Annotated in this window: 25 protein-coding genes; 12 read left to right on the top strand and 13 right to left on the bottom strand. The window is 64.4% G+C overall.

Features of this window, described 5'->3' with window-relative positions; all coding sequences use genetic code 11:
- The first annotated feature begins 98 nt into the window (after positions 1-98).
- Both AB7008_RS23960 and rnd read left to right on the top strand, forming a co-directional pair.
- Positions 99-998 carry a LysR family transcriptional regulator gene (locus AB7008_RS23960; protein WP_304494038.1) on the top strand — a complete coding sequence of 300 codons (900 nt, stop codon included), beginning with the start codon at positions 99-101 and terminating at the stop codon, positions 996-998.
- 352 nt (positions 999-1,350) lie between these two features.
- Entirely contained in the window at positions 1,351-2,499 is a 1,149-nt protein-coding gene (gene rnd, locus AB7008_RS23955; RefSeq protein WP_041957852.1) for a ribonuclease D, read from the top strand.
- A gap of 201 nt (positions 2,500-2,700) precedes the next feature.
- Here rnd and AB7008_RS23950 read toward each other — a convergent pair whose 3' ends face one another.
- Together AB7008_RS23950 and AB7008_RS23945 are read right to left on the bottom strand one after the other, a co-directional pair.
- Positions 2,701-4,083 carry an aspartate aminotransferase family protein gene (locus AB7008_RS23950; RefSeq protein WP_014495749.1) on the bottom strand — a complete coding sequence of 461 codons (1,383 nt, stop codon included), beginning with the start codon at positions 4,081-4,083 and terminating at the stop codon, positions 2,701-2,703.
- 197 nt (positions 4,084-4,280) lie between these two features.
- A complete protein-coding gene (locus AB7008_RS23945; RefSeq protein ID WP_080752003.1) occupies positions 4,281-5,612 on the bottom strand; it encodes an MFS transporter in 1,332 nt (443 codons plus the stop codon).
- Positions 5,613-5,767: 155 nt separating this feature from the next.
- Here AB7008_RS23945 and AB7008_RS23940 point away from each other — a divergent pair, with 155 nt between their 5' ends.
- On the top strand, positions 5,768-6,526 hold the full coding sequence (locus tag AB7008_RS23940) for an IclR family transcriptional regulator (protein ID WP_441259644.1): 759 nt from the start codon (positions 5,768-5,770) through the stop codon (positions 6,524-6,526).
- A gap of 95 nt (positions 6,527-6,621) precedes the next feature.
- Positions 6,622-8,214, top strand: a complete 1,593-nt coding sequence (locus AB7008_RS23935; protein ID WP_441259643.1) for an FAD-dependent monooxygenase — start codon at positions 6,622-6,624, stop codon at positions 8,212-8,214.
- Between the two features lie 30 nt (positions 8,215-8,244).
- Here AB7008_RS23935 and AB7008_RS23930 read toward each other — a convergent pair whose 3' ends face one another.
- From AB7008_RS23930 to AB7008_RS23915, 4 genes are read right to left on the bottom strand one after another with little or no spacing between them, the layout of a single operon-like run.
- Positions 8,245-8,415 carry a hypothetical protein gene (locus tag AB7008_RS23930; protein WP_014495754.1) on the bottom strand — a complete coding sequence of 57 codons (171 nt, stop codon included), beginning with the start codon at positions 8,413-8,415 and terminating at the stop codon, positions 8,245-8,247.
- Positions 8,416-8,449: 34 nt separating this feature from the next.
- A complete protein-coding gene (locus AB7008_RS23925; RefSeq protein ID WP_014495755.1) occupies positions 8,450-9,013 on the bottom strand; it encodes an isochorismatase family protein in 564 nt (187 codons plus the stop codon).
- Positions 9,014-9,038: 25 nt separating this feature from the next.
- Positions 9,039-9,659: a GNAT family N-acetyltransferase gene (locus tag AB7008_RS23920; RefSeq protein ID WP_014495756.1), complete on the bottom strand. Its 621-nt coding sequence runs from the start codon at positions 9,657-9,659 to the stop codon at positions 9,039-9,041.
- The gene (locus AB7008_RS23915) at positions 9,646-10,263 is read right to left on the bottom strand and encodes a hypothetical protein (protein ID WP_441259642.1); all 618 of its coding nucleotides are present in this window, start codon (positions 10,261-10,263) and stop codon (positions 9,646-9,648) included. Before AB7008_RS23915 ends, AB7008_RS23920 begins: the two co-directional genes overlap by 14 nt.
- 71 nt (positions 10,264-10,334) lie before the next feature.
- On the opposite strand from AB7008_RS23915, the gene AB7008_RS23910 reads away from it, so the two are divergent.
- Positions 10,335-11,375 carry a LysR family transcriptional regulator gene (locus tag AB7008_RS23910; RefSeq protein WP_028157527.1) on the top strand — a complete coding sequence of 347 codons (1,041 nt, stop codon included), beginning with the start codon at positions 10,335-10,337 and terminating at the stop codon, positions 11,373-11,375.
- Positions 11,376-11,395: 20 nt separating this feature from the next.
- On the opposite strand, the gene AB7008_RS23905 is transcribed toward AB7008_RS23910, so the two are convergent.
- On the bottom strand, positions 11,396-12,550 hold the full coding sequence (locus AB7008_RS23905) for an autotransporter outer membrane beta-barrel domain-containing protein (protein ID WP_441259641.1): 1,155 nt from the start codon (positions 12,548-12,550) through the stop codon (positions 11,396-11,398).
- Between the two features lie 372 nt (positions 12,551-12,922).
- Here AB7008_RS23905 and AB7008_RS23900 point away from each other — a divergent pair, with 372 nt between their 5' ends.
- Complete coding sequence (locus tag AB7008_RS23900) at positions 12,923-13,129, top strand: cold-shock protein (protein ID WP_007591938.1); 207 nt, start codon at positions 12,923-12,925, stop codon at positions 13,127-13,129.
- A 94-nt stretch (positions 13,130-13,223) separates the two neighbouring features.
- Here AB7008_RS23900 and purN read toward each other — a convergent pair whose 3' ends face one another.
- Both purN and purM read right to left on the bottom strand, forming a co-directional pair.
- Positions 13,224-13,877 (bottom strand): phosphoribosylglycinamide formyltransferase, encoded by a 654-nt coding sequence (gene purN / locus AB7008_RS23895; RefSeq protein ID WP_441261241.1) that lies wholly within the window; start codon positions 13,875-13,877, stop codon positions 13,224-13,226.
- A gap of 14 nt (positions 13,878-13,891) precedes the next feature.
- Positions 13,892-14,965 carry a phosphoribosylformylglycinamidine cyclo-ligase gene (gene purM / locus AB7008_RS23890; RefSeq protein WP_028157530.1) on the bottom strand — a complete coding sequence of 358 codons (1,074 nt, stop codon included), beginning with the start codon at positions 14,963-14,965 and terminating at the stop codon, positions 13,892-13,894.
- Positions 14,966-15,119: 154 nt separating this feature from the next.
- Between purM and AB7008_RS23885 the strand changes: the two genes are divergently transcribed.
- The 4 genes from AB7008_RS23885 (at position 15,120) to ppx (ending at position 20,307) form a co-directional block, all read left to right on the top strand.
- Positions 15,120-15,662, top strand: a complete 543-nt coding sequence (locus tag AB7008_RS23885; RefSeq protein ID WP_014495762.1) for a CDP-alcohol phosphatidyltransferase family protein — start codon at positions 15,120-15,122, stop codon at positions 15,660-15,662.
- 112 nt (positions 15,663-15,774) lie between these two features.
- Positions 15,775-16,452 carry a DnaA ATPase domain-containing protein gene (locus tag AB7008_RS23880; protein ID WP_028157531.1) on the top strand — a complete coding sequence of 226 codons (678 nt, stop codon included), beginning with the start codon at positions 15,775-15,777 and terminating at the stop codon, positions 16,450-16,452.
- A 144-nt stretch (positions 16,453-16,596) separates the two neighbouring features.
- A complete protein-coding gene (locus AB7008_RS23875; protein WP_028157532.1) occupies positions 16,597-18,789 on the top strand; it encodes an RNA degradosome polyphosphate kinase in 2,193 nt (730 codons plus the stop codon).
- A gap of 15 nt (positions 18,790-18,804) precedes the next feature.
- The gene (ppx, locus tag AB7008_RS23870; RefSeq protein ID WP_304494032.1) at positions 18,805-20,307 is read left to right on the top strand and encodes an exopolyphosphatase; all 1,503 of its coding nucleotides are present in this window, start codon (positions 18,805-18,807) and stop codon (positions 20,305-20,307) included.
- On the opposite strand, the gene AB7008_RS23865 is transcribed toward ppx, so the two are convergent.
- The 4 genes from AB7008_RS23865 to ndk all read right to left on the bottom strand — a co-directional run bounded on the left by AB7008_RS23865 (position 20,304) and on the right by ndk (position 25,480).
- Entirely contained in the window at positions 20,304-21,455 is a 1,152-nt protein-coding gene (locus AB7008_RS23865; RefSeq protein WP_441261240.1) for a PepSY-associated TM helix domain-containing protein, read from the bottom strand. The two genes, ppx and AB7008_RS23865, sit on opposite strands and share 4 nt — an antisense overlap.
- A gap of 30 nt (positions 21,456-21,485) precedes the next feature.
- Positions 21,486-23,819 carry a TonB-dependent receptor gene (locus AB7008_RS23860; protein WP_369525431.1) on the bottom strand — a complete coding sequence of 778 codons (2,334 nt, stop codon included), beginning with the start codon at positions 23,817-23,819 and terminating at the stop codon, positions 21,486-21,488.
- Between the two features lie 336 nt (positions 23,820-24,155).
- A complete protein-coding gene (locus AB7008_RS23855) occupies positions 24,156-25,016 on the bottom strand; it encodes a TerC family protein (protein WP_028157536.1) in 861 nt (286 codons plus the stop codon).
- Between the two features lie 41 nt (positions 25,017-25,057).
- Positions 25,058-25,480 carry a nucleoside-diphosphate kinase gene (gene ndk / locus AB7008_RS23850; RefSeq protein ID WP_014495770.1) on the bottom strand — a complete coding sequence of 141 codons (423 nt, stop codon included), beginning with the start codon at positions 25,478-25,480 and terminating at the stop codon, positions 25,058-25,060.
- Positions 25,481-25,789: 309 nt separating this feature from the next.
- Here ndk and AB7008_RS23845 point away from each other — a divergent pair, with 309 nt between their 5' ends.
- On the top strand, positions 25,790-26,044 hold the full coding sequence (locus AB7008_RS23845; protein WP_014495771.1) for a hypothetical protein: 255 nt from the start codon (positions 25,790-25,792) through the stop codon (positions 26,042-26,044).
- 215 nt (positions 26,045-26,259) lie between these two features.
- Positions 26,260-26,433 (top strand): hypothetical protein, encoded by a 174-nt coding sequence (locus AB7008_RS23840; protein WP_441259640.1) that lies wholly within the window; start codon positions 26,260-26,262, stop codon positions 26,431-26,433.
- The last annotated feature ends 57 nt before the right edge of the window (positions 26,434-26,490 follow it).

The raw sequence follows: 26,490 nt of genomic DNA, 5'->3' as shown, positions 1-26,490 counted from the left end.
CACTCCAAAACAATTGAACTGAATGGAGCTATGCCGATCCCACCGGAGTGGATAAATGGCCCGAATACGCGAACAGTCGAAACCAGGAGTTTTCAATTATGGACCGCCTGACCAGCATGGCCGTGTTCGTCCGCGCCGTCGATCTCGGCTCGTTCGCAGCCGCGGCCGACGCCCTGGAGATGTCGGGACCGATGGTCGGCAAGCATGTGCGCTTCCTCGAAGAACGCCTCGGCGTCCGCCTCCTCAACCGCACCACGCGGCGGCAGAGCCTGACCGAAGCTGGCCAGGCCTATTACGAGCGCTGCCGCGCGGTACTCAGCGAGGCGGAAGCCGCCGACGCCGTCGTGGCCGATGAACTCTCCGCGCCGCGCGGCAGGCTACGCGTGACCATGCCTGCCCTGCTGGGCCGACACTGCATCGCGCCCTTGCTGATGAAGCTCGCGCGAAAATATCCGCATCTCGAGCTCGACCTGTCCTTCGGCGATCCCATCGCTGACATCATCGAGGCCGGCTACGATATTGCGATCCGGACCGGCGATCTCGACGACCAGTCCGGTCTGATCACGCGGCGCATCGCAAGCCAGCGCATGGTGGTGTGCGGTGCGCGGTCCTATCTGCGCGCCAGCGGCAAACCGAAATCGCTCGACGATCTCGCCCTGCATCAGGCGATCATCTATCGCCGCTCCGGCCGCGTCCGGCCGTGGCTGTTTCCGCAAGCCGACCAGCCGCCACGCGAGATCATGCCTTCGGGCAGGCTGAGGCTCGACGATATGGAGGCGATCGCGGACGCCGCCGCGCAAGGCATGGGTCTCGCCTGGCTGCCTTATTGGCTGGTCCGCGAGCGCCTCGACAACGGCGCGTTGGTCGGCCTCCTCGAAGGCCAGCCCGAATTCCTCTACGAATGCCACGCACTGTGGCCCCGTTCGCCCCGGATTCCGCCCAAAGTCCGTGCCGCCGTCGACGTACTCGCGGCCGCCTTGCCGAAGCTCATGGGGTGATGGTCGAGCCTACCCCCGTTAACCCCCCGTCCACCATCCGGCTTGCCGTGCGGCCGGTAACCACGAGCATTAACAGACCGTCAACGACCCCCCGACAAATCTATCAATGTTTCTGGAGATTTCGCCGTGGATCTGTTGGTTTTCGAGTTCCTGGGGCTGGCGCTGGTCGCCATGTGCGTGGTCGTGGTCGCGCTGCCCTGCGCGCGCAAATCCTCGCACCGGATCCGTTACGAATAGGAATTTGGTCGGAAACAGGCGATTCCGGCCCGATGCAAGGCTCGAATTCGCTTAGAGCCCCTTGACATCACAGCGCTTTCGGCAGAACGGCTGATGTACGTGTCATGGGCCGTTCATGGATTTGATTACCACCACCGCTGACCTCGCGGCTGCCTGCAGCCGGCTGGCCAAGCACCCCGTCATCACAGTCGATACCGAGTTCCTACGCGAGACCACCTACTACCCGCTGCTGTGCGTGGTGCAGATGGCGAGCGCCGAGGAAGCCGTGGTGATCGACACCCTGGCCGAGGGCATCGACCTCAAGCCGTTCTTCGACCTGATGGGCAACGAGGGCGTGCTGAAGGTATTCCATGCCGCCCGCCAGGACATCGAGATCATCTGGCACCAAGCCAACATCATCCCGCACCCGGTGTTCGACACCCAGGTCGCGGCCATGGTGCTCGGCTATGGCGACAGCATCGCCTATGACGCGCTGGTCGAGAAGGTCACCGGCCACCGCCCGGACAAGACCCACCGCTTCACCGACTGGTCGCGCCGGCCGCTGACGAAAGAGCAGATGCACTACGCGGTGTCCGACGTCACGCACCTGCGCGACGTGTTCGCCGCGCTCGACGCCGACCTCAAGAAGCGGCGCCGCAGCGAGTGGGTCTCCATCGAGATGGAGGTTTTGACCTCGCCCCGCACTTACGACTTCCATCCCGAGCGCGCCTGGGAACGGCTAAAGACGCGGGTCCGCAAGCCCAAGGACCTCGCGGTCCTGATGGAAGTCGCGGCCTGGCGCGAGCAGGAAGCGCAGAGCCGCGACGTGCCGCGCGGCCGTGTGCTGCGCGATGAAGCCATCAGTGACATCGCGACCCACGCGCCGAACACGCTGGAGAAGCTCGCCCATCTGCGCTCGGTGCCGAAGGGGTTCGAGAAATCCAAATGGGGCGCGGACATCGTCGCCGCGGTCGAGCGCGGGCTGGGGCGGGATTTTACGACGCTGCCGAAGCTGGAGAAGCCGCGCAACAATAGCAATGGCGCCGCCATCGTCGAGCTGTTGAAGGTCCTGCTGCGCATGACCGCGGAGCGCCACGCGGTCGCCAGCAAGGTGATCGCCACCGTCGACGATCTCGAAGAGATCGCAGCCGACGACGAGGCCGACGTCCCCGCCCTGCGCGGCTGGCGCCGCGAGCTGTTCGGCGATGCCGCCTTGAAGCTCAAGCGCGGCGAGCTGGCGCTGGCGATCGAGAAAGGCCGCGTGATCGGGGTTCAGCGGGCGTAGGGGGCCAGCGCGAACTGCGAACGCGCAACAACTATCAACCCGTCATCCTGAGGTGCGAGGCATGCGGTGCAAAGCGCCGCATGCGGAGCCTCGAAGGGTGCGCGGCCACGCTGCCGCCGCGCCGGGAGAGCCGGACCGTCGCCCTTCGAGGGCCGCTTCGCGGCCACCTCAGGGTGACGGTGATGGAATTGCGCCGGCCCTTTACGCTGGCGTCAGCTTCGCCACTTCCGGCTTCATGTCGTTCAGCACGCCCGTGATCGCCGCGATCAGCTCGTCGATCTGGGCCTTGGTGACGATCAGCGGCGGGCAGATGGCGATGGCATCCAGCATGTTGCGCGAGATCACGCCGCGCTCCTGGAGCATGCGGCTGGCGATGCCGCCGACGGCGCCGGGCGTGCTGGCGGCGGTCTTGCGTCCCTTGTCGAGCACGAGCTCGATCGCCGCGATCATGCCGACGCCGCGGACCTCGCCGACCAGCGGATGGCTGGTGAGCTCGCGCAGCTTGCCCTGCATGTAGCCACCGAGCTCGGCGGCGTGCGCGACCAGGCCGCGCTCCTCGATGATCTTGAGATTCTCCAGCGCGATGGCCGAGCCGACGGGATGGCCGCCCGCGGTGAAACCATGGCCGAGCACGCCGATCTTGTTGCTCTCGTCCGCGATCGGCTCGAACATGCGATCGTTCAGGATGATCGCCGACAGCGGGAAGTAGCTCGAGGTGATCTGCTTGGAGACCACCATCACATCCGGCTTGATGCCGTAGGTCTCGCAGCCGAACATCTTGCCGGTGCGGCCGAAGCCGCAGATGACCTCATCCGCGACCAGCAGGATGTCGTACTTCTTCAGGACGGCCTGGATCTTCTCCCAATAGGTCGCCGGCGGCACGACGACACCGCCCGCGCCCATCACCGGCTCGCCGAAGAAGGCCGCGATCGTATCCGGGCCTTCCTTCTGGATCAGCGCGTCGAGCTCCTCGGCCCGGCGCGTCGCGAACGCCTCCTCGCTCTCACCGGGCGCGCCGTCCTTGTAGAAATGCGGCGAGCCCGTGTGCAGGATGTTGGGCAGCGGCAGGTCGAACGAGCGATGGTTGTTCGGCAGGCCGGTGAGGCTTGCCGAGGCAATGGTGACGCCGTGATAGGCGCGCATCCGGCTGATGATCTTCTTGCGTTGCGGCTGGCCAAGCGAATTGGAGCGATAGGCGATCAGCTTGAGGACGGTGTCGTTCGCCTCCGAGCCGGAATTGGTGAAGAACACCTTGCTCATCGGCACCGGCGCGAGCGCCACCAGCTTCTCGGCGAGGTCGATCGAGGGCCCGTGCGATTTGGCGGAGAACGTATGGTAGAACGGCAGCGCCAGCATCTGCTTGTGCGCCGCCTCGACCAGCCGCTTCTCGTTGAAGCCGAGCCCGACGCTCCACAGGCCGGCCATGGCCTCGAAATAGCGCTTGCCCGACGCGTCGAACACGTAAGGGCCCTCGCCGCGCTCGATCACCAGCGGACCGGCCTGCTGATGCGCGCGCGCGTTGGTGTAGGAATGGAGCTGGTAGGCCACATCCCGGGCCTCTTGCGAATTGGGCAGCATGGACATTGCGGGATTCCTCAACGGTGCGTCATTGGAGGTCATGACGCAGACCTGTCCAAACGACGAGCTTGTCCAAAGAAAACGTCGACATCTTGGCTATTGTGGCAGGCCGCAACTTGCAACGTCATTTCGTTGGCAACAAGCGCACACGAGCGTTGCAGGAAAGCAGCGCTGGCACTTCGGCACAGGATATATCGCCTCGGCTAGCCTCGCCGTGCCAGCACGAAGGCCGCCGCCGCAGCGATCAATGCAGGGACGGCCGCAGCGCCAAACAGCGGCTGCGGTCCCATGTCGCGGGCCAGCATCACGCCGCCAATCAGAGGCCCCACGATCGAGCCGATGCGGCCAATGCCCAGCGCCCAACCCACGCCGGTCGACCTGATCGCCGTCGGATAGAAGGTCGCCGTCAGCGCGTTCGAGGCGATCTGTCCCCCGACGATGCAAAATCCCGACGCGAAGATCGCGATCGTGACCAGGACGATCGAGTGGCTGGCCATGCCGACGCCCGCAACCGCGACCGCCGCCACGAGATAGGTCAGCGACAACGCGCGAAACGAGAAGCGGTCGATGAACTGGCCGAGCGTGAACGTGCCGACCACGCCCCCGACCTGGAGCATCGCACCAATCGCGGCCGCGCCCGAGACTGACACGCCGAGATCGTTCAGCACGGTGGGCAGCCAGTTCGACAGCAGATACAGGTCGAGCAGGCTCATGAAGAACACGACCCAGAGCAGAACCGTCACCGATGCGCGCCCCTCGGCGAACAAATGCGCGACGGGCAATCCCGACAATTTGGGCTCCTGGACCACGAATTTGGCATTGCCGGCGAAGGATACCCCCGGGGCCAGCTTTTGCAGGAGGTTCGCCACCTCGCGGTCGCGGCCGCCCATCATCGCCAGGAACCGGATCGACTCCGGCAACGCCCTGAAGAGGAAGGCCAGAAGCAGCAGCGGCACGAGGCCGCCGACGAGGAACACCGAGCGCCAGCCGAAAGCCGGGATCATGGCGGCTGCCAGCAGTCCGCCCAGGGCCGCACCGATCGAAAAGCCTGCGAACATGATCATGACCATGGTGGCGCGGCGGCGATGCGGGCTGAATTCGGAGGTCAGCGCAATCGCATTGGGCATCGCACCGCCGAGACCAAGACCGGTCAGAACGCGCAACGCGATCAGCCAGGTCGTATCCACCGCGAACACGGTGAGCAGCGTCCCGATGCCGAACACCAGCGTGCTTGCAAGGATGATGCGGCGGCGACCGATCCTGTCGGCCATCGGACCGAAGATCAGGGCGCCGATCATGAGGCCCAGAAGCCCCGCGCTGAACACCGGACCGAGGCTGCCACGCGCCAGCTTCCATTCCTGCGCAACTGCAGGAGCGACATAACCGATCGCCTGGGTGTCGAAGCCGTCAATGAACAGCACTGCGGCGCAGACGAGCAGAACCCGGATCTGAAAGGCGCCGACCGGCTGACGATCGACATAGGCGGGAACGTCGACCGTGCCTGACACGATCTCATCCGTAGCTGTGACGGCCATGCCCAACCCCTCCCCGGCAACTCATGCACTATTATTCTTCTTAAAATCTCTTATAGTGAGATTATAGCGAAGGCAAGCCACCGCCGTGCCACCGTTTTGCGGCCGGCGCGAATGCGGGTATCACGGCGAATACGCGAAGCTGGATCGAATCTCACTTGGTCAAAGCAAACAGTCAGGATCGGGTTCTTGCCGTGCTCGATCTCTTCACCGAGGCACGGCCGCAATGGTCGCCCGAAGAGCTGATGAACGAGCTCGGCTACACGAGGCCGACGCTGTACCGCTATCTGAAGAGCTTGAAGGACAGCGGCTTCGTGATGCCGACGCGCGGCGGCCGGTTCGCGCTTGGCCCGCGCGTGGTGGAGATGGACTATCTCAGCCGCCGCTCCGATCCGCTGATCGCAGCAGCCACCCCGCATCTGGAGCGGCTGTCGGCCGCGCACCCCTGTACGGCCCTGGTCGTGCGCTGGTATGGCGAAAAGATGCTGTGCGTGGCTTCGATCGCTTCCGTCGTGAATCCCGTGAGCAGCTATCCGCGCGGCCGACCGATGGCGATGGGACGCGGCGCAATCGCGCGCTCGATCATGGCCTTTCTGCCCAAGCAGCGCGCGATGCCGCTGGTGACTCGCTATGCCGCCGATCTGCGCAGCGTCGGCGTCGGCGACACCTCCGACGAAATCCTGGCAGCGCTGAAACGCGTCCGGCGCGCCGGCGTCGCCGTTGCCTTTGGCGAAGTGACACCGGGCGCGGTCGGGATCGCCGCGCCGATCCTCGATGCGGGCTACCCGATCGCAAGCCTCTGCATCACGATCGCCGGACCACATGCCAAGGGCGAGTTGATCGATCGCATCAGCGCGGAGGTCCGCGAAGCGGCCCGGCAGATCTCCGAGGCCGCGACAGACGGCACCACACCATAATCTCATTATGTGAGATTTTACTTGACGACATCCCTGCGACGTCTCATGAGGACGAGCGATCGCGCGTCGCGCGATGACAATCGTGGGGAAGCGATGTGAGGCAGGCTTCAGCGGATAGCGACGCGCCCGTCGTGATCGTCGGCGGCGGACCGGTCGGGATGGGTCTGGCGATCGGCCTTGGCCAGCGCGGCATCAAGACCATCGTCGTGGAACGCCACGAACAGCCGCAGCCGATCCCCAAGGGTCAGAATCTCACGCAGCGGACGATGGAGCATTTCCATTTCTGGGGTGCGGAGGCAGCGCTGCGCGCGGCCCGCACCATTCCTCCCGACTATGGCATCGGCGGAATGACCAGCTACGGGACGCTGCTGAGCGGCTACAATTACAACTGGCTGCAGCGCGAGCTCGTCCGCCCCTTCTATTTCACCGACAACGAACGCCTGCCGCAATACGCGACCGAAGCCGTGCTGCGGCAACGGGCGGTACAGCTTCCCTCGGTTGATCTGCGATACGGCTGGACCTGCCGGGATGTCCGGCCTGACGCCGAGGGCGTGAGCCTCGACATCGAAAGTCGCGACGGGATGACACAGAGCCTTCGCGCCGACTATGTGATCGGCTGCGATGGCAGCCGATCGATTGTGCGCGAACGCGCCGGCATCACGCAGACCCGCTCCGACCACGACCGGCTGATGGTGCTGCTGGTGTTTCGCTCCGTCGAATTGCATCGACTGCTCGAGGCCTTTCCGGGCAAGTCGTTCTACAGCGTGCTGCACCCGGACCTCGAGGGCTATTGGAAGTTCTTCGGCCGGGTCGATCTCGGCAGCACCTGGTTCTTCCATGCCCCCGTTCCCGCGGACACCACCGCCGACAATTTCGATTTCCGACGCTTGCTGCACGATGCCGCCGGCGCACAATTCGACATCGAGTTCGAGCACATCGGATTCTGGGATCTTCGCTTCACGGTCGCGGACAGCTACCGCGCAGGCCGCGTCTTCATCGCCGGAGATGCTGCGCACAGCCATCCGCCCTATGGCGGCTATGGCATCAACACCGGCTTTGAGGACGCCGCAAATCTGGCGTGGAAGCTCGCCGCGACTCTACAGGGCTGGGCGCCAGCCGGTCTGCTCGACAGCTACGATGCCGAGCGGCGTCCGGTGTTTGCGTCCACCGCGCGCGATTTCATCGAGACGCCGATCTTCCGCGACCGCGATTTTCTTCGCCGGCACGATCCGGCGCGCGATCGGGCGGATTTCGAGACCGCCTGGCACGAGCGGCACTCCGGCGCGCGCGCCGAGGTCAACGCCTTCGAGCCGAATTACGAGGGGTCACCAATCGTCTTTGGTCCGGCCGGCGCTGTCTGCAGCGCGATCGGCTCGCACGCCTATTCGGCGCGCGCAGGTCATCATCTCACGCCGCAAGCTCTATCGTCAGGCAAAGACGTGTTCGAGGAATTGGGCGACGGCTTCACCTTGATCGATCTGACGGACGGCGGCGCAGCTACAGCTCTCGAGCAAGCCGCCGCGCGGCTTGGCATCCCGCTGACGGTGATCAGGGACACCGCATCAGGCGGCCGCGAGAAATACGAGGCGCGGCTGATCCTGGTGCGGCCCGATCAATTCGTTGCCTACGCGGGCGACAGCGCTGATGACGCCTCCGACATCCTGATGCGCGCCATCGGCCGATCCTGAGAGAAACGCCTTCGCCGCAGGTCCGAAACCCTACGCCGCGCCGTCGTCATCCTCTTCGGCGGCAGCGCGAGCGGCTTCCTTCACCTCCACCAGCGCCATCGAGAGCAGATAGACGGTTGTGGGCAAGCCGACGCGGCGCGCCATCTCCACGGCACGCGACAAATCGCTCGCCAGCTCCTTGAGCTCGTCCCCCCGTGACAATGTCCCACCCCATCCATCCGCCGACCACGGCCGCCTAGACCGCGATGGCGCCGCTGGTTCTGATCAGTTCGGCGCTGGCATGGACTGTAGCAAAATTCCCGATCACATTCACCACCGACTGTTTGTAGGCGGCGGCATCGCCCGTGCCCGGCTGCCGGCAGGCCACGGCGTCAGTGACGATCTGGTAGCGATGGCTACGGTGAAACCCGTCGACGGCGGTCGCCAGGATGGTTTCGTCCAAGGAAAAGCCGACCAGAATGCAGCGCACATTGCGGATATTGGACATGTAGTCCACGAACCGCGAAGAGCTGTAGGCCGACGGCAGCGGGTGCTCGAACGTCATTTCACCTGGCCGCGGCTTCGCCTCCGCGACCCAATCAGTCAGCCTGGATGCCGGATTGAACCAAGCCGCCTGGGCGATGCGCTTCAGATGCATCACCGGCCAGAGATTGGTGCGCCACAGTGTCAGGAGTTCCAGGCAGCGCACAGTGGCGGCCTCGCCGTCGAGGATGACATGGCGACGCCCGGGGGTCAGGTATTCGACCTGGAGATCCGCACAGACCAGGATCGGCGGATCGTCGGTAATGGAAGCCAGCATTGTCTTGCGCAGAGCTGCACCAATTTCAGTGGTCGGCGAGTGCGAGGTCCCGTAGCGGCGAAGTCACCGCCCGCCCCGCCGATGCGTCGAGCACGCCGGGCCGGTCCCAATCGCCCTCGGGACGGATGATCACATAGGGATCGCTGTCCAGCGTGATGGCGTCCGGCCCCGGCTCGATCTCCAGCAGCATCTCCGTGTAGGAGAAATCCGAGAAGGTGATCTTGCGGTTGTGACCGAGCGGCTTGGCGCCGAAATGAGCCCAGAAATCGACCAGCCGGTCCTGGGCCTGGCCGTAGATCTTGCGAAAGCCCTTGCGCTTCACGTAGTCGACGCTCGCCTGGACCAGCTTGAACGAGACGCGCGAGCGCCGATATTGATGGCGCACCGCGAGCCGCTCCACCTTGGCGAAATCGCCGAAGAAGCGTACCCGCAGGCACCCCGCAGGCTCGTTGCCGACGTAGCCGATGAAGTGCGCTGCGACCATGTCGTTGCCGTCAAACTCCTCGTCGAACGGACAATCCTGTTCGGCGAGATAGACCGCCGAGCGAATGGCGGTGACCAGCATGAGGTCGTTGGGATCGCGCGCGAGGCGAATGGTGATGGCGCGGGAGTCGGGTTTGGCGAGGGGAATCCTAGTGCCGTGCATCTGCAAAACTCCTTGTTTGGATGATCGCGCCCGGCATCCGCATCGGCTGCCGATGCCAGGGCCGCTCGTAACACCAGAGATCTGGCTGGAAGCTCGGGACGGGGTCGAATGCCGTCGCCTTCATGATGTCGCGTCCGGCCACGGTTGACGGCTGCGCATAGCAATCCGCGCCACGAAACCTTACCTGACGTAGATGAGCAGCGGCCTTGCCCAGACCAGCGATACCTCGGCCCGTCGCCGCGATCGCCCAGATGTAGATCGCGGCAACCTCTTCCTTCGCGGAAGCGAGATAGCGCGTTTCGGGTGCGGTCAGGCAGATATCGTCGAGCAGCAGCGCATCATGTCCGCGGTCGTTGAGGAACAAGAAGGCCATGCCGCCGACCAGATTGCCCTTGCGACTGAACGTCAGGATGCTCTGAGGATCGAACGTGAAATATCGCGCAAGCTCTGCCGTTCCGATCTGCACACCCGGCACCAGCCGGTGCGCCATTTCGGAAAGCGCAGCAATTTCGGAAGATTGCGCACATCGGACATCGACGTCCGGACTGAGCGGCAAAGCATCGAAATCATGCCTTGCGGCAAAGGAGCCCCTTTCCATACTCATGTCACCCCTCTATCGTTCGAGGATTTAGTGCCCCGCTATGACGACGAGCTTAGCGGTTGGGGATCTGGCGTATGCAGCAGTTATTGCACCGGGGTGCTGCTTTGATGCAGCACCGTGAAGAAGCCCTGGACGCGTCCTGGGACGATTTGAAACTCTTTTTAGCTTGCGCAAAATATAAAAGTTTCCGCAACGCGGCCGAAGAACTCGGCCTCACCTCCACCACGCTGATGCGTAGGATCGACCGGCTCGAAGAGAGCATCGACTGCAAGCTGTTCCTGCGCGACCAGAGCGGACTGACGCTCAGCGATGAAGGCACTGCGATGATCGCCGACGTCGCACATATGGAGCGTCATGCCTTCAACGTCTTCCGGCGTGCCTCGCGATCGTCGAACGACACGTCAGGCACCGTGCGCGTCGCGGTGACGGAAGGCCCCGGCAATTTCTGGATTCTGCCGCGGCTGATCGATTTCCAGAAGACCTATCGCAAGATCACCGTCGATCTGCGCTGCGCGATGGAGCAGGCCGACGTCGCCCGGCTTGAATCCGACATCGCGATCCAGCTCGAGCCGCCGACCAATCCCGACCTGATCGTCGCCAAGCTCGGCCGCCTGCACATCTATCCCTTCGTCTCCAGGGAATACGAGAACCTCTATGGTGTGCCGGCGTCCCTCGCCGAGCTGAAGAACCATCGCATCATCAAGCAGAGCGCGCCGCAGGTCGACGACGGCGCCTACGCCCGCGTGCTTGGACTGAAGTCGCTCGAGGGTATCGTCGGGATCAAGACCAACTCCTCGGTCGGCGTGCTCTATGCGGTGGAGCGTGGCGCCGGCATCGGCTTCCTGCCGACCGTGTCGATCGCGCTCGGCGCACCGCTCGTTGCCGTCGATCTGGGCGTCAGCCACCACGCCGATCTCTGGCTCACCTATCACAAGGAATTTCGCGACTCCGAGCGCCACAAGATCGTGGTCGACTGGCTGAAGAAGATCTTCGATGCCAAGACCCATCCCTGCTTCCGCGACGAGTTCATCCATCCGAGTGCGCTGGTGCCGATGATGACGGCCGCGCGCGAGGGTTTTGGGCTAACGGGCTATGTCGCGGCAACGCCGACTTAGGCGAAGGGGGCACTTCGCGCTCACCATCTGTATTCGAAGCCGACCGTGCCCTGGTGCGACGTCAGCTCGTTGCGGAACCTGCCGTCATAGTTGATATAGAGCCGCGCGACGCTGGTGAGACTGAGCGATGCCGAGGCGCCGGCATCCATGCCGTAACGGCCCTCCCCGATGCCGGGAACGACGATGCTCTGGGTTCCCAGGCTGACCTGCACCGATCCCAGGTTCTGGTAGAAATTGTCGACGAACTTGCCGTAGGCCGACAGGTCCAGGATCTTCTGGTCGTAGATGAAGTAGCGCCCGATCTCCGCGCCGATCATCACGCGTGCGCGTGAGAGTGCCGTGGAGCCGACGTCCAATGGATCGAGCCCTCCGGCCTCCTGGAACGCAGCGCTGGTGGCGCGCACATATTCGAGCGCGCCCTTGGGCACGACGCGCATCTGGTCCTTGGTCCAGTAGTAGCTGATTTCGGTCAGGCCACCGTCGATCGCGGCACGATAACTCGCGGTCGCAAGACCAACGCCGGTGTCCCTGCTGGAACGGACCTTGCCGAAACCGTGCACCACCGCGAACGCCCAGGTCCACGGTCCCTTGTCGACCGAGCCGTTGAAACCGATTTGCGTCAGGTCGAGCGTCGCCGACTGCAGCGCCAGCGGCACGTCGATGTCGGTATGACTCTGGTCGACGGAGAAGCCGAGATTGACGCCCGGCGCGACCCGCGCGCCGAAGCCGGCAACGCCGCCAATGGTCTTGCGCTTGTCGCCGACGAAATCGCCTTGCGCATCGGTCCGGACCGAGATGCCATAGCCTTCGAACCAGGTGCGATAGCGCGGATCCTCCGTGGTCGCCGAGGCGCCGCCCCCACCGGGATTGGTGCGCGATGCACGGTTGACGCCGCCGGAGGCCTGGTCGCCGAGCCGCTCCAGGAAATTGGAGCCAAGATTGAGCGCACTGTTGCCGGCCGACTGATCGTAATTGGTCGCGGTCGGCATGGGGGTCGGTGACGGCGTGGGTGTCGGGGTCGGGGTCGGCGTGGGCGTCGGACTCTGCGCGAAGGCTGATGTCGCCGACATCATCACGACGAGTACAAGCGCCATGACGAGCCCGGCCGCGATCCGGCGGACACGGCCCAGCCCGACTGTCTGCCGTGTCTCGGAGAGCTGCAAGGCGCAGCGCATGACGACCAATCCCGAAGCAAAGTGACGGAGCGCAAAAATGCAACACGAACGGCGCGCGCTTGCGGCGATTTGTGCCGAACTGCCACGCAGGGTCAACCGGTTGGCGCGCTGGAGCGGGGCTATTGCCTCGATTGTGGTTCCCTTGCCACAGGTCGCAAATAGCAGACAGCGACACCCGCCGCGATCTTGAAAGCCGTGCACCGCTTGCTAACGCGCGAATTTCATGTTGCAATATTGGACACAATCGGAATTGGCCGCTCGGCTGTGCGTTTCGCGACATTAAGACTCGAACAGACTACCGGAAGCCCGTTTGTGGCGTGGCACGCGAAACTGCGGCCGCGTCTTTTTTGTATCTAGTGGAGGAGATGAGCGATGCCGCAAAAGGGCACCGTCAAATGGTTCAACCCGACCAAGGGCTATGGGTTCATCAAGCCGAACGGCAGCGATAAGGACGTGTTCGTCCATATCTCGGCCGTCGAGCGCGCCGGACTCTCGACCCTCAACGAGAACCAGGTGGTTGAATACGACCTCGTGGAGAACCGCGGCAAAGCATCCGCGGAGAACCTCAAGGTCTCCTGATTTCTCTCAAAGCTTCGCGCGAGAGATCATGACGATGCCCCCGGCTCTGCCGGGGGATTTTGTTTGCGAAGACGAAACACGGTGCGGCGGAGCTTCAGCGCACCACCGGCGACACCAGGAAATTCTCCGAGGGCCCGCTACCCACCGTCTTGCACACATCGCCCTCGATCCGGACCTTGCCGGTCGCAAGCAGCCGCAGCGCCTCCGGATAGATGCGGTGTTCGACTTCGAGGATACGCTCCGACAGCGTAGCGCCCGTGTCGTGGTCGCTGACGGGAACCGCGCCCTGCATCACGATCGGGCCGGCATCGGTCTCAGGGATCACGAAGTGCACTGTCGCGCCAGACAGTTTGACGCCGGCGCGCAAAGCCTGACCATGCGGGTCCAAACCAGGGAACGATGGCAGCAGCGAGGGATGGATGTTGAGCATCCGCCCGTACCAGGCCTTGGTGAACTCGGCCGTGAACAGGCGCATGAAGCCGCCGAGACAGATCAGCTCGATTCCGTGCTCATCGAGCGCGGCCTGCAGCAGCTTTTCGAAGCCGGCGCGGTCCTTGCCGAACGGCTTGCTCTCGATCACCAGCGTGTTCACGCCGCTCGCCTTGGCCCGTTCGAGGCCGAGCGCGTCGGCCTTGTTCGAGATGACGAGCGAGATTTCCGCCGGAAACTCCGCTGCAGCAGCGGCCCTAATCAGCGCGGACATGTTGGAGCCGCGGCCGGAGATCAGGATGGCGACGCGGCGCTTCATCGCAGCGCCAGTCATCACAGTGCCAGGTCGAGGTGGCCGTTGTAGACGACGCGGTGCTCGCCCTCGGCCGGAATCACGGTACCGAGCTGCGCCACCGTCTCACCGGCATCGCTGAAGACCTGCACGACCTGATCGACCTTGTCGGGCTCGACGATCGCGATCATGCCGATGCCGCAGTTGAAGGTGCGCAGCATCTCGAGCTCGGCGATACCGGCCTGGGCGGCCAGCCATTTGAACACCGGCAACACCGGCAGGCGCGCCAGGTCGATGCCGACGCCGAGATGATTTGGCAGCACGCGCGGAATGTTGTCGGTGAAACCGCCGCCGGTGATGTGGGCAAGCCCCTTCACCGCGCCGGTCTCGCGGATCGCACGCAGGCAGGATTTGACGTAGAGCCGCGTCGGCGTCAGCAGCGCGCCGCCGAGCGTCATGACCGGCGCGAACGGGGCCGGCGCCTCGAAGCTGAGGCCGGACTGCTCGACGATCTTGCGCACCAGCGAGAAGCCGTTGGAGTGCACGCCAGACGAGGCTAGCCCAATCACGGCATCGCCTGCGGCGATGTCCTTGCGCGGCAACAAGGTACCGCGCTCGGCGGCGCCGACGGCAAAGCCGCCGAGGTCGTAGTCGCCGTCCTTGTAGAGGCCGGGCATCTCGGCGGTCTCGCCCCCGATCAGGGCGCAGCCGGATTCGCGGCAGCCTTCGGCGACACCGGCGACGATCGAGGCGGTGGCCTCCGGGTCGAGCTTGCCGCAGGCAAAATAGTCGAGGAAGAACAACGGCTCGGCGCCCTGCACCACGAGGTCGTTGACGCTCATGGCGACGAGGTCGATGCCGATCCCGCCATGCAGGCCGGTCTCGATCGCGATCTTGACCTTGGTGCCGACGCCGTCGGTCGCGGCGACCAGGACGGGGTCCTTGAAGCCGGCCGCCTTGAGGTCGAACAGGCCGCCGAATCCGCCGATCTCGGCGTCGGCGCCGGGCCGCGCGGTGGCGCGCACCATCGGCTTGATCAGATCGACCAAGCGGTTGCCCGCGTCGATATCGACGCCTGAATCGGCGTAAGTGAGGCCGTTTTTGCGGTCGGTCATGCCCGATTTCCAGTGGGTTTGCGGCTGGTTACGTCGAATTCCGGGGACGCGCAATGGCAAGCGTGGCGCCCCGCCCTATACTATGTAGATATCAACCGGTTCAGCCTTCAAACGGGCCGGATTCGAGGTCAGGCCGGGTGCCAGGAAGCGCCGCGTGAGTATTCCGAATATCATTACACTGGGCCGCATCATGCTGGTCCCGATCATCGTCTGGGCCATCGTGTCGAGCCAAATGGAGGTGGCGTTCGCCGTCTTCCTCATCGCCGGCATCAGCGACGCGGTCGACGGCTTCCTCGCCAAGCGCTTCAACATGACCAGCGAGCTCGGCGCCCTGCTCGATCCGCTCGCCGACAAGGCCCTGCTGGTGTCGATCTACCTGTCGCTCGGCATCTGGGGCGACATTCCCCGTTGGATCGTGATCCTGGTGGTCTCGCGCGACATCATGATCGTCGCCGCCGTGATCGTGTCCTGGCTGTTCGACAAGCCGGTCGAGATGAAGCCGTCAAAGGTGTCGAAGCTCAACACCGCCGCCCAGGTGGCCTATGCGGCGCTGGTGCTGGCCTCCCTCGCCTTCGGCTTCAAACCGGCGCCCTATGATATGATCCTGATGGGCCTCGTCACGATCTTCACGCTCTCGTCCGTGTCGCTCTATCTCGTCGAGTGGCTGCGGCACATGAGTACGATCGAAGCCAAGTAGCACGATCGAGGCCAAATGAACCGGGATGCGGCCCCGCAAAAGGCCAACTCCCGCTCGATGACGTCGAATCTCTTCAAACGAAGCCGGCGTGCCGGCACGGAGCACAGCAAGCGTGGCAGGCCGCGTTCATCCCCGACAACTGGCATTCTCGCTTCCGCACGCGGAAAGCCTCAGCCGGGACAATTTTCTCGAAGGCCCCGCCAACGAAGCCGGTCTTGCCCTCATCGATGCCTGGCCTGAATGGCCGAACCGGATCATGTGGCTGGCCGGCCCGGAAGGAAGCGGCAAGAGCCATCTCGCCGCGATCTGGGCCGAGGCTTCCGGCGCCCGGTCGACCACAGCCAATGGGCTGACCGCCGAAAACGTCCCGGGAGCGCTCGCCACCGGCGCGCTGGTGGTCGAGGACCTCAAGGCAAAGGAGTTCGACGAGCGGGCCCTGTTTCATCTGATGAACCTCGCCCGCGAGGATGGGGCCTACGTGCTCTTCACCGGCCGCGAGGTACCGGCGTCGCTCGAGATCGAGCTGCGCGACCTGCGGTCGCGGTTGCGTGCGGTGCCTGTGATCTCGCTGCTGCCGCCCGACGACCAGCTCTTCCGCGGTCTGATCGTCAAGTTCTGCGCCGACCGCCAGCTCACCGTGGATGAGAGCGTGGTCAGCTACCTCGCCACCCGCCTGGAGCGGTCCTCGGCGGCCGCACGGGAGGCTGTACAGCTGCTCGACAGCGAGGCCCTGCGCCTCGGTCGCCCCGTCACGCGGGCGCTGGCCGCCGAGCTGCTTCGGGACGCCTGACCCCTCCACGCTGGCTCCAAGGCCGCTTGACGCGGCGCAACGGCGGAACATCAATGTCATCGAAACGTCATCGGACTAACACATGCTCCCGCCGGTTTTGCGCATAAGTCGCAAATTGGGGCGAACTGGATGGATCGACTTCTGATGGACTCTGCGCAAGCCGTTGAAATCAAAGAAAAAGCCCCGGAGATCGAGGGGCTGCCGGCGATTGCCTCAAGCCCCGAGCGCTTCATCAATCGCGAGCTCTCCTGGCTGCACTTCAACCGCCGCGTCCTGGAGGAAGCGGTCAATCCCAGCCACCCCATGCTGGAGCGGGTGCGATTCCTGTCGATTTCAGCGAATAACCTCGACGAGTTCTTCATGGTTCGCGTCGCCGGCATCAAGGCCCAGGTGCGCGAAGGCATTGCCGAGCGCGCCCCCGATGGCCTGACGCCGTCCGAGCAGCTCGCGCTGATCAACCGCACCGTCTCACAGCTCGCCTCCGACCAGCAGGCGATCTGGCGCGACCTGCGCAGCACGCTGGCCGACGTCGGCATCGCACTGGTCGACGGCAAGGACGTCACCAAGGCGGAACGGACCTGGATCGAGGACTACTTCCTCAACAACGTGTTCCCGCTGCTGACCCCGCTCGCGATCGATCCTGCCCACCCCTTCCCGTTCATTCCGAGCCTCGGCTTCACCATCGCGCTCCAGCTCACGCGCGCCGCCGACGGCAAGCAGATGAACGCTCTGATCCGCATGCCCGGCAAGATCGACCGCTTCATCCGGTTGCCGGCCGAGGGCAAGGTCGTCCGGCTGATCTCGCTCGAGCAGGCGACCGGGCTGTTCATCAACCGCCTGTTCCCCGGCTACAATCTCCACGGCCAGGGCGCCTTCCGCATCATCCGCGACTCCGAGCTTGAAATCGAGGAGGAGGCCGAAGACCTCGTCCGCCTGTTCGAGACCGCACTGAAGCGCCGCCGCCGCGGGTCGGTGATCCGGCTAGAGATCGACGCCAAGATGCCGGAGGAGCTGCGCAGCTTCGTGCAGCATGCGCTGTCGGCCGCCGACGACGAGGTCTTCCTGGTCGACGGCGTGCTCGCCATGAACGAGCTTTCGCAGCTCACCCGCCTCGACCGGCCCGATCTCGAATTCACCCCTTACGTGCCGCGCCATCCCGAGCGCGTGCGCGAGCATGGCGGCGACATCTTCGCCGCGATCCGGCAGAAGGACCTCGTCGTCCATCATCCCTATGAATCCTTCGACGTGGTCGTGCAGTTCCTGCAGCAGGCCGCCCGCGATCCCGATGTCGTCGCGATCAAGCAGACGCTCTACCGCACCTCCAACAACTCCCCGATCGTGCGCACGCTGGCGGAAGCCGCCGAAGCCGGCAAGTCCGTCACCGCGTTGATCGAATTGAAGGCGCGCTTCGACGAGGAGGCCAACATCCGCTGGGCGCGCGACCTAGAACGCGCCGGCGTGCAGGTCGTCTACGGCTTCCTCGAACTGAAGACGCACGCGAAGCTCTCGATGGTGGTGCGCCGCGAGGGCGGCGGCCTCACCACTTACGTCCACACCGGCACCGGCAATTATCACCCCGTCACCGCACGCATCTACACCGACCTCTCCTACTTCACCTCGGATCCGACCATCGGCCGCGACGCCGCGCGCGTGTTCAACTTCATCACCGGTTATGCCGCGCCGAGCGATCTGGAAAAGATGGCGGTGTCGCCGCTGACGTTGCGCAAGCGCATCATCGAGCACATCCAGGGCGAGACCGCGCATGCGCGGCATGGCCGCCCCGGCGCGGTCTGGATGAAGATGAATGCGCTGGTCGACCCTGACATCATCGACGCGCTCTACGAGGCCTCGCAAGCCGGCGTCCAAGTCGAGCTCGTCGTGCGCGGGATCTGCTGCCTCAGGCCCGGCATCCCAGGCCTGTCGGAGAACATCCGCGTCAAGTCGATCATCGGGCGCTTCCTGGAACACGGCCGAATCTACTGTTTCGGCATGGGCCAGGGCCTGCCGAGCGCGAAAGCGGCTGTGTATATCTCCTCGGCAGACATGATGCCGCGCAACCTCGACCGCCGCGTCGAGGTGCTGTGTCCGCTGCAAAATCCCACGGTGCATCAGCAGGTTCTCGAACAGATCATGGTCGCGAATCTGAAGGACAATGAGCAGAGCTGGCAATTGTTGCCGGACGGGTCCTCGACGCGTATGAAGGCCACGAAGGGCGAGGAGCCTTTCAACGTCCACAACTACTTCATGACAAATCCGAGTCTATCTGGCCGTGGAAAGTCGCTCAAGGAATCCTCGCCGCGCCGTCTCACGCGCCGTAATGAACGTCATCAGTCTTGATCCGGGATCGAGGACGTGAAGCGGCCGCGTAAGCGCGGCTCGAGCGTCGCGGTCATCGATATCGGTTCCAACTCGGTCCGTCTCGTCGTCTACGAGGGACTGACACGGAGCCTCATTCCGATCTTCAACGAGAAGACGCTGTGCGGCCTCGGGCGCGAGGTGCAGAGCACGGGCCTGCTTGCGCCCGATGCCGTCGACAAGGCGCTGACCTCACTGAAGCGGTTCCGGGCGCTGTGCCGCGTCATGCAGGCCGGTCGCGTATTTGCGATTGCGACTGCAGCCTGCCGCGACGCCTCCAACGGCCCCGACTTCATCGCGAAAGCCGAGCGCATCTGCGCCGTGAAGATCGAGATCCTGTCGGGCCCGCGCGAGGCACGGCTGTCGGCGCTCGGCGTGATCTCCGGCATCCACCATCCCGACGGCATCGTCGGCGATCTCGGCGGCGGCTCGCTCGAGCTGATCGACGTGCGTAAGAATAGCGTGCGCAGCGGCGTGACGTTGCCGCTCGGCGGCCTCGCGCTCCAGGACCTCGCGCACAAATCGCTCAAGCGCGCCGACCGCATCGTGCGCGAGGAGCTCGACGAGGTACCGCAGCTCACCGCCGGCCGCGGCCGCACCTTCTACGCCGTCGGCGGCACCTGGCGCGCGCTCGCGCGCATCCACATCATCCAGAGCGGCTATCCGCTCCAGGTGATGCACGGCTACTCCATTTCCGCAGCTGAAGCGCTCGACTTTTCGCGTCGTCTCCGCCGCCTTGCGGCCGCCGACATGCTGGCCGATATCGAGATCGTCGCGGATGCCAGGCGTCCGCTCCTCACCTATGCGGCGCTGGTGCTCGAGCACATCATCCGCGTGGCGAAACCCAAGTCCATCGTGTTCTCGACCTTCGGCGTGCGCGAGGGCCTCTTGCACGAGAAGCTGTCGGAATCCGAGCGCAACAAGGACGGGCTGATCTGCGCCGCGGAAGAGCTCAATCAGCTGCTGTCGCGTTCGGCAAAGCACGCCCGCGAGCTGATCGCCTGGACCGACCGCCTCGCGCGCGTGGTGAAGCTGCGCGAGACCGAGGAGGACCGCCGCTTGCGCCACACCGCGTGCCTGCTCTCCGACATCGGCTGGCGCGTGCATCCCGACCATCGCGGCGAGCAGACGCTGAGCCTGGTCGTCAACGGCAATTTCGGCGCAATCACCCACACCGAACGCGCCTTCGTCGGCCTGTCCGTGTTCTACCGCTATGCGGGCCTGAGCGAGGAGAACCAGCCGCCGGTGACCATGCAGGAGCTGCTGACACCGGCCCAGCTCGAACGCGCCCGTCTGCTGGGCGCGGCGTTCCGCGTCGCCCATCTGATCTCGGCGGCGCGCCCGGGTGTGCTGCCGGCCACGCATTTCCGCAGCCAGGGCCGCAATCTGATGCTGGTGTTCGAGCACCGGCTCGTCGACCTCGTCGCCGACCGCGTCGGCAGCCGCTTCCGCGCCCTCGCCCGCCTGATCGGCCGCTCCGGCTCGATCGTGCGGCGCTAGACCAGCCGGCCGGTCCTGATCCTCCCCGGACGCTTCTTGAGCCACATGATCCCGCCGCTGATGAACAGGGCGAGAGGTGCGAAGCCGGCTGCAAACACCAACAGGCGTCCGATCAGTCCAAACGTCGCGCCGTTGTGTATCCAGAGCTGTTCGGCCATATAGCGATCCCCCATCGACATCGCGGCCGAAGTGCGGTCGTGCACCACTGCCCCACTCCATGGATCGAGCCAGATCGCCCCGCGGGCACGCACCGCGGGATTGGCCCCCTCGGCCCGGAACTGCACCCGCCACGTGTTGCGCGTTTCGGTTGGCGGGTTCAGCATGGCAACCGCCATGCCCGGCTTGGCGGCGGCTTGCGCGTTCCGCATGATCGCATCAGGTGATAGCGACGGTGTCCCCGCCGGCGGTGGCGCTTCGATCCGCGGCGAGGGATCGGCCGTCGGTTGCGACACAAGGCCAACAATGGGACGCACCACGTCGGGAAAAATGATCCCGACGCCGGTCATCGAGATCACCGTGAGCGCGAGCAGCGCCCAAAAGCCGGCCGTGCCATGGACGTCGAAAACAAATCGAAGCAGCGAAACGTCCCTGCGGACCGACACCGATCGCCAGAATCGACCCGGCCTCGGCCACCACAAGATGACGCCTGACATGGCCAGGCCGAGCAGCATGAACCCGGCAACGCCGACCAGCTCTTTGCCCCACCACTCATAGAGCAGCAGCGTGTAGTGCAGACGATAAACCTTGAGGGAGAACGCGTTGATGTAGTCACGCCGCCCGAGCACCTTCCCGTTCGAAGGATCGACCATTGTCGTCCAACGATTCGGGTAACGGCCTTTCGCAGTTTCGTGTGCATGTATCACGACCCAGACCGGCCAGGTCCGATCCGGCGCGAGGATCGTGGCAATCGGCGCGGGATCCGCCGCCGCGGCCGCGCGCATCACCTCGCTCAACGTAGCCTCTCGTTCCCGACCGGCGGGAGTGTAAAGCGCCGGGTTCAGCGCGGCGTCGATTTCCCGGTAGAAGACGATGAAGCTTCCCGTGAGGCCGATCAGCACCACGACGATCCCGCCGAGCAACCCGAGCCAGCGATGAGCCCACAGAAGCCCGCGCCGTGCGCGTCCGGTGAGGTTCGGGGCCGGCAACATCGCCATTGCGCGCGTCAAAGCCGACCCGCCTCAGAAATCCGTCGACATCGACAATAGCAGGGTTCGCGGCGCACCTTGCGACAAGGCGGAGAAGCTCGCCACGCCGGCCCAGTAATTGGTATCGAACACGTTCTGAACCAGGGCCCGCAGCGTCACCGGCCGGTTGTTGATCCGCGTGTTGTAGCGGGCACCCAGGTCGAGCCTCGTCCAGGCCGGAACGAACTGCGTGTTGGCCGCATCCAGATACTGGTGTCCCGTATAGATGGTGTTTGCGACCAGCGTCAGTCCGGGTGCGAAGGGGGTGTCCCATTCGGCGGACAGGTTTGCCTGCACCTGAGGCACACCGATCGGCGTCTTGCCGAGATTGGTCGGCGTGCTTGTCCTTGTCAGCTCCGCATCGATCAACGTCACGCCGCCGAGGACTCGTATGCCCGGCTGCACCTCTCCGAATACGGTGAACTCCAGGCCGCGATTGCGCTGTTCGGCGTCGGCCCGGAAGACCTTGTCGACACCCAATTGTCCCGACGGCTTGGTGATCTGGAACACGCTGATCGTGGTGGCCAGCATTCCGAAGTCGACCTTGACGCCTGCCTCGTGCTGCTTGCTGAAGTAAGGCGCAAGAACTTCCCCCTGATTGCTCGCTGTCGTCGGTGCGATGTCGCCTTTGCTGAGCCCTTCGATGTAGTTGGTGTAGAGCGAAACGTTGCTCCAGGGCTTGACGACGAGACCGACCATCGGCGTGAGCGCCGTCTGGTCATAGGAGGACGTGACCGCTCCCGTGGTGGTATTGAAGTTGTTGGACTTGACCCCCTGCTGGCGCACGCCAACGGTCAGCTGAAGACGCTCCTGAAAAACCGACAAAGTGTCAGCCAACGCAAGGCCAGTCAGTTCGGTATCCGAAAGCTTCGGAACCGTCGCTGGAGCAGCGACGAACTGCTCAGGACGGGCGATCGGCGCATAGATGTTGGACAGAACCGGCGTTCCGGACACGGAGCCCCGTGAGATCTGATCCGTGTAGTAGCTGCCCTGGAAACTCACGGCGTGACTGATCGCGCCGGTTTCAAACCGGGCGCGCACACCGGCGTCGGCGACATTCCGGTCGATATCGAATTTGAAGCGTCCCGGTGTCGACGTGGTGTTGCCGGCCGCGTTCAGGATCGTCGGCGTGCCGAACAAGCGATCGACCTGGGTCCTACCGCCACCGCCGTCGGCGAACACCGTCACGGACTCCGTTACATCGTATTCGGCGCGCGCCAGCAGCGAGTTGTCATGAACCTTGGCCCATTCCCAGGCCTGCGTGACATTGCGCCTCCCGACCGGCGCGGTCGGGACAGCCACGCCTGTTGCGACCAGAAACGGTCTCGTGGGCGCGTCGAACTTTTCTTCCTGATCGATGAAGTCGAGCGAAGCTCTGAATTTCTCACCGCGATAATCGAACGCCGCGGCGCCGACATGCGCCTCCCGGTTCTGGTTGTCCAGCGGCGTGTCACCATTGTGATAGCTGCCATTGACCCGAATTCCGAATTCGCGGTTCTCGCCAAACCGTCGGCTGACGTCGAGATGCGTGCCGAGCTGGGTGTTCGTCGCGTAGTCGGTCGTAACCCGCGTGAGATCGACATCAGAAGCACGCTTCGGGACAATATTGATGGTGCCCCCGACGCTGCTGTTCGGGGCCATCCCGTAAAGCAGCGCGGCCGGGCCTTTGATGATCTCGATCCGTTCGACGTAGTCGGTGAAGACACGGTAGTTCGGTGCGACACCGTAGACACCGTTGAAGGCAATTTCACCGACATTCCCCTCGCCGATCGGAAAGCCGCGGATGAAGAAGGAGTCGAGAATGCCGCCGGCCTGGCCGGTGAAACGGACCGAAGGGTCGTTGCTGACGACGTCGGCTATCGTGCTGGCCTGTTGATCCTCGATCTTCTTCGCCGTGTAACTGGTGATGTTGAACGGCGTGTCCATGAAATCCTTGTTGCCCAGCAAGCCGATCTGGCCTCCGCGGGCGACCTGCCCACCTGAGTAGGAGGGCGGGAGTGCGCCGGGCCTTGCAGCAGCGGGCTTCGCTTCCGCCTGCATCCTGGCCCGTTCATTCGCAGGCGCGCCTTGACGGCCTGCCCTTCGACTTGGGTTCAAACGCGGGCGTGCACGCTGCTTCGGCACGTCGGCGGTGACGGTCACCGCCGGCAAGGCTGTCGCCGTCTCCGGCGCAGCGCTTTGCGCGCTGGTGCGGTGAAGGAAGCCGTCGCCGAACAGGGCGATGGAGACCAGAGAGGCCGCGAAGGCCGTCGGTCTGGAGAACTTCGGATGTGATTTGACGGTAGCGGCAAGAATGGCAACGGGACGGCAAGTGGCTCTCGACGACATCTCTCAACAGCTTCCGGTTTGATAGGAATAAATACCGGAGCGACGTGCCGCGGCATGAGCCGCCAAGTCAATAAAAACACCTTTAATTTCAGTAGTTTATAATAAGTCAAAGTCTAAATCGCGCAGAGGTTGAGAGCGCTGTGGGTCACCCCACGAAGTGCCCGGCCGCACTGTGCGTGACCGCTTGACGCGCGAGTCCACCATGAGGCGGCAATGCTCGCCGGCGTGCGGAGCTATGATGACCGGGTCAGTGGGGACGGCGACTGCCGGAATGATCGCGCGCAACACCTCTCCCCGCCGGGAAGAGGCAAGCAAAACCAGATCATGCCGTAGAGATTACTCCGCCGAGGCCTTGGCGTGGCGCTCGGAGGATTCCAGCGCGGCCGCGCTCAGGCTGCGCCGGCGCCAGATACTGCCGACGACCAGCACGACGACGACACCGAGAGCTGCGCAGAGATATTCGCCGCCTCCGCCGCCATGGGCGAATTGGGGCGGGATGCGAAGTGCGCCGAGCATGCTGTCCAGCGAGGCACCGAGTGGGCCGTCGAACAGCGTGTGCAGCTTCGGCGCGATGCCGGGATCGGTCGCGATCACCTCGCCCGAGATCCAGCCGAGCAGTGCTGCACCCGCCCAGACCAGGACCGGCAGCTTTGCCAGCAGCGCCATGATCAGGGCCGCACCGGCGACGATCAGCGGCACGCTGATGGCGAGACCGAGGATCAGCAGCGGCACGCTCCCATTGGCTGCGGCGGCCACTGCAATAACGTTGTCGAGGCTCATGACGATGTCGGCGACGACGACGATCTGCACCGCCTGCCACAGATGCGAGGCGGACTCGACGCCCTCCTCGTCCTCGTTCTCCGGCACCAGGAGCTTCGCCGCGATCACGATCAGCGCGAGGCCGCCGACGAGCTTGAGGTACGGCAGCTCCATCAGGCTCGCGACGATGCCGGTGAAGATGATCCGCAGCAGCACGGCTGCGCCGGCGCCGAAAATCATGCCCCACAGCCGGTGCCGCGGCTTGAGGCCGCGGCAGGCGAGCGCAATCACCAGCGCGTTGTCGCCGGAGAGCAGGATGTTGATCCAGATGATCTTGCCGACCGCAATCCAGAAGGTCGGTTCGGCCATCTCGTTGCGAAACTGGGTGAAGAATGCCCCGATCGTAGCGGGATCGAAGATCTGCCAGAGCCAGTTCACAATACGTCCTTTCGCCCCGTCGATATTAACCTATCGGCTGATCAGCCGACGATCTCGTTGCCCGAGAAGAACTGCGCGATTTCGATCGCGGCGGTCTCCGGCGCATCCGAGCCGTGAGCGGAATTCTCGCCGATCGACTTTGCGTAGAGCTTGCGGATGGTGCCGTCGGCGGCCTTGGACGGATCGGTCGCACCCATCGCGTCGCGGTACTTGGCAATGGCGCCCTCGGCTTCCAGCACCTGGACCACCACGGGGCCCGAGGTCATGAACTCAACGAGCTCGCCGAAGAACGGGCGCGCCTTGTGCACGGCATAGAAGGTCTCGGCCTGTTCCTTGGTCATGCGGATGCGCTTCTGCGCGACGATGCGCAGGCCCGCCTTCTCGATCACGGCGTTGACCGCACCGGTCAGGTTACGCGCGGTCGCATCGGGCTTGATGATCGAGAAAGTGCGTTCGAGGGCCATAATCTTGTCCTTGAGAAGAAAGCGGTGGTTTTCGAGTTGCGGGGCTTATATCGGCGCCTTTGCCAGACGGCAAGCGACCACCGGAACAGCCCCCGGACGCTTCGCCGCAGGCTGCCCGCCGTACCTAGTCATGGATTACCGAGATTTCACCCAGATGAACCCAATCTGAAGGCTCCGTTCAGGGCTTGGTTCAGGCTCGGCGGCGTAAGGTCAGTCCCATCGAAACCTAAGCCTGATCATTGGGCAGACCGTTTCGGCGGCCTTTCCATCGACGCGATAGCCCCGCGCCGGCATCTTTAGGAGATCACCATGTTGAGGAAACTTTCGCTTGCCGCTGTCGCCGCGGTTGCGCTGGGTGCCGCGCTGGCGCCGACCTCCGCCTCCGCTCACTGGCATGGCGGCTGGGGCTGGCACGGCGGCGGCGGTGGCTGGCATCACGGCTGGGGTGGACCGCGCTTCTATGCCGGCGGCCCCGTCTCCTACGGTTATGGCGGCTGCTACGTGCGCCGGCTGGTCCCGACCCCCTGGGGACCCCGCTGGCGGCTGATCAACCGCTGCTACTGAGCCCGACAGCACCTTCCTGAGGTACCTAGGCCCCCAGGTACCTTCCAAGCGAAGCCCCGGCGTTCCCCTGCGCCGGGGCTTTGTATTTCGGCGGCTATTGCCCGGCTTCATGCAATTTTTACTAGAGTGGCGGGCAATCTCCGCGAGCGGCGAAACCAATTGGGGGGCCAAGGACTTGGTACCGTGTCGTCACTTTGAGAACACGGAACCCCACAATGGTTGGCCTTCTTGCCAATGACAGCGAACAGATCGACCGGCGCACCAGCCGCTCGATTTGCGATGCGGTGGGCGAACGGCTTCAGCAGAGCCTGCGCCCCGAACCGCGGCTCCCGACGCATCTCGAACAGCTCCTCGACGAGTTGAAGCAGCGCGACCGCGATTCGCACTGATGTGAGGCTCACGCAAAAACGGGTTGCGTTCGACGCGCCTTGCGGTGACAAGGCCGC

The organism is Bradyrhizobium sp. 521_C7_N1_3, assembly GCF_052075975.1.
Taxonomy (GTDB): Bacteria; Pseudomonadota; Alphaproteobacteria; order Rhizobiales; family Xanthobacteraceae; genus Bradyrhizobium; species Bradyrhizobium japonicum.
This window is presented reverse-complemented; position numbering and strand designations above follow the sequence as displayed.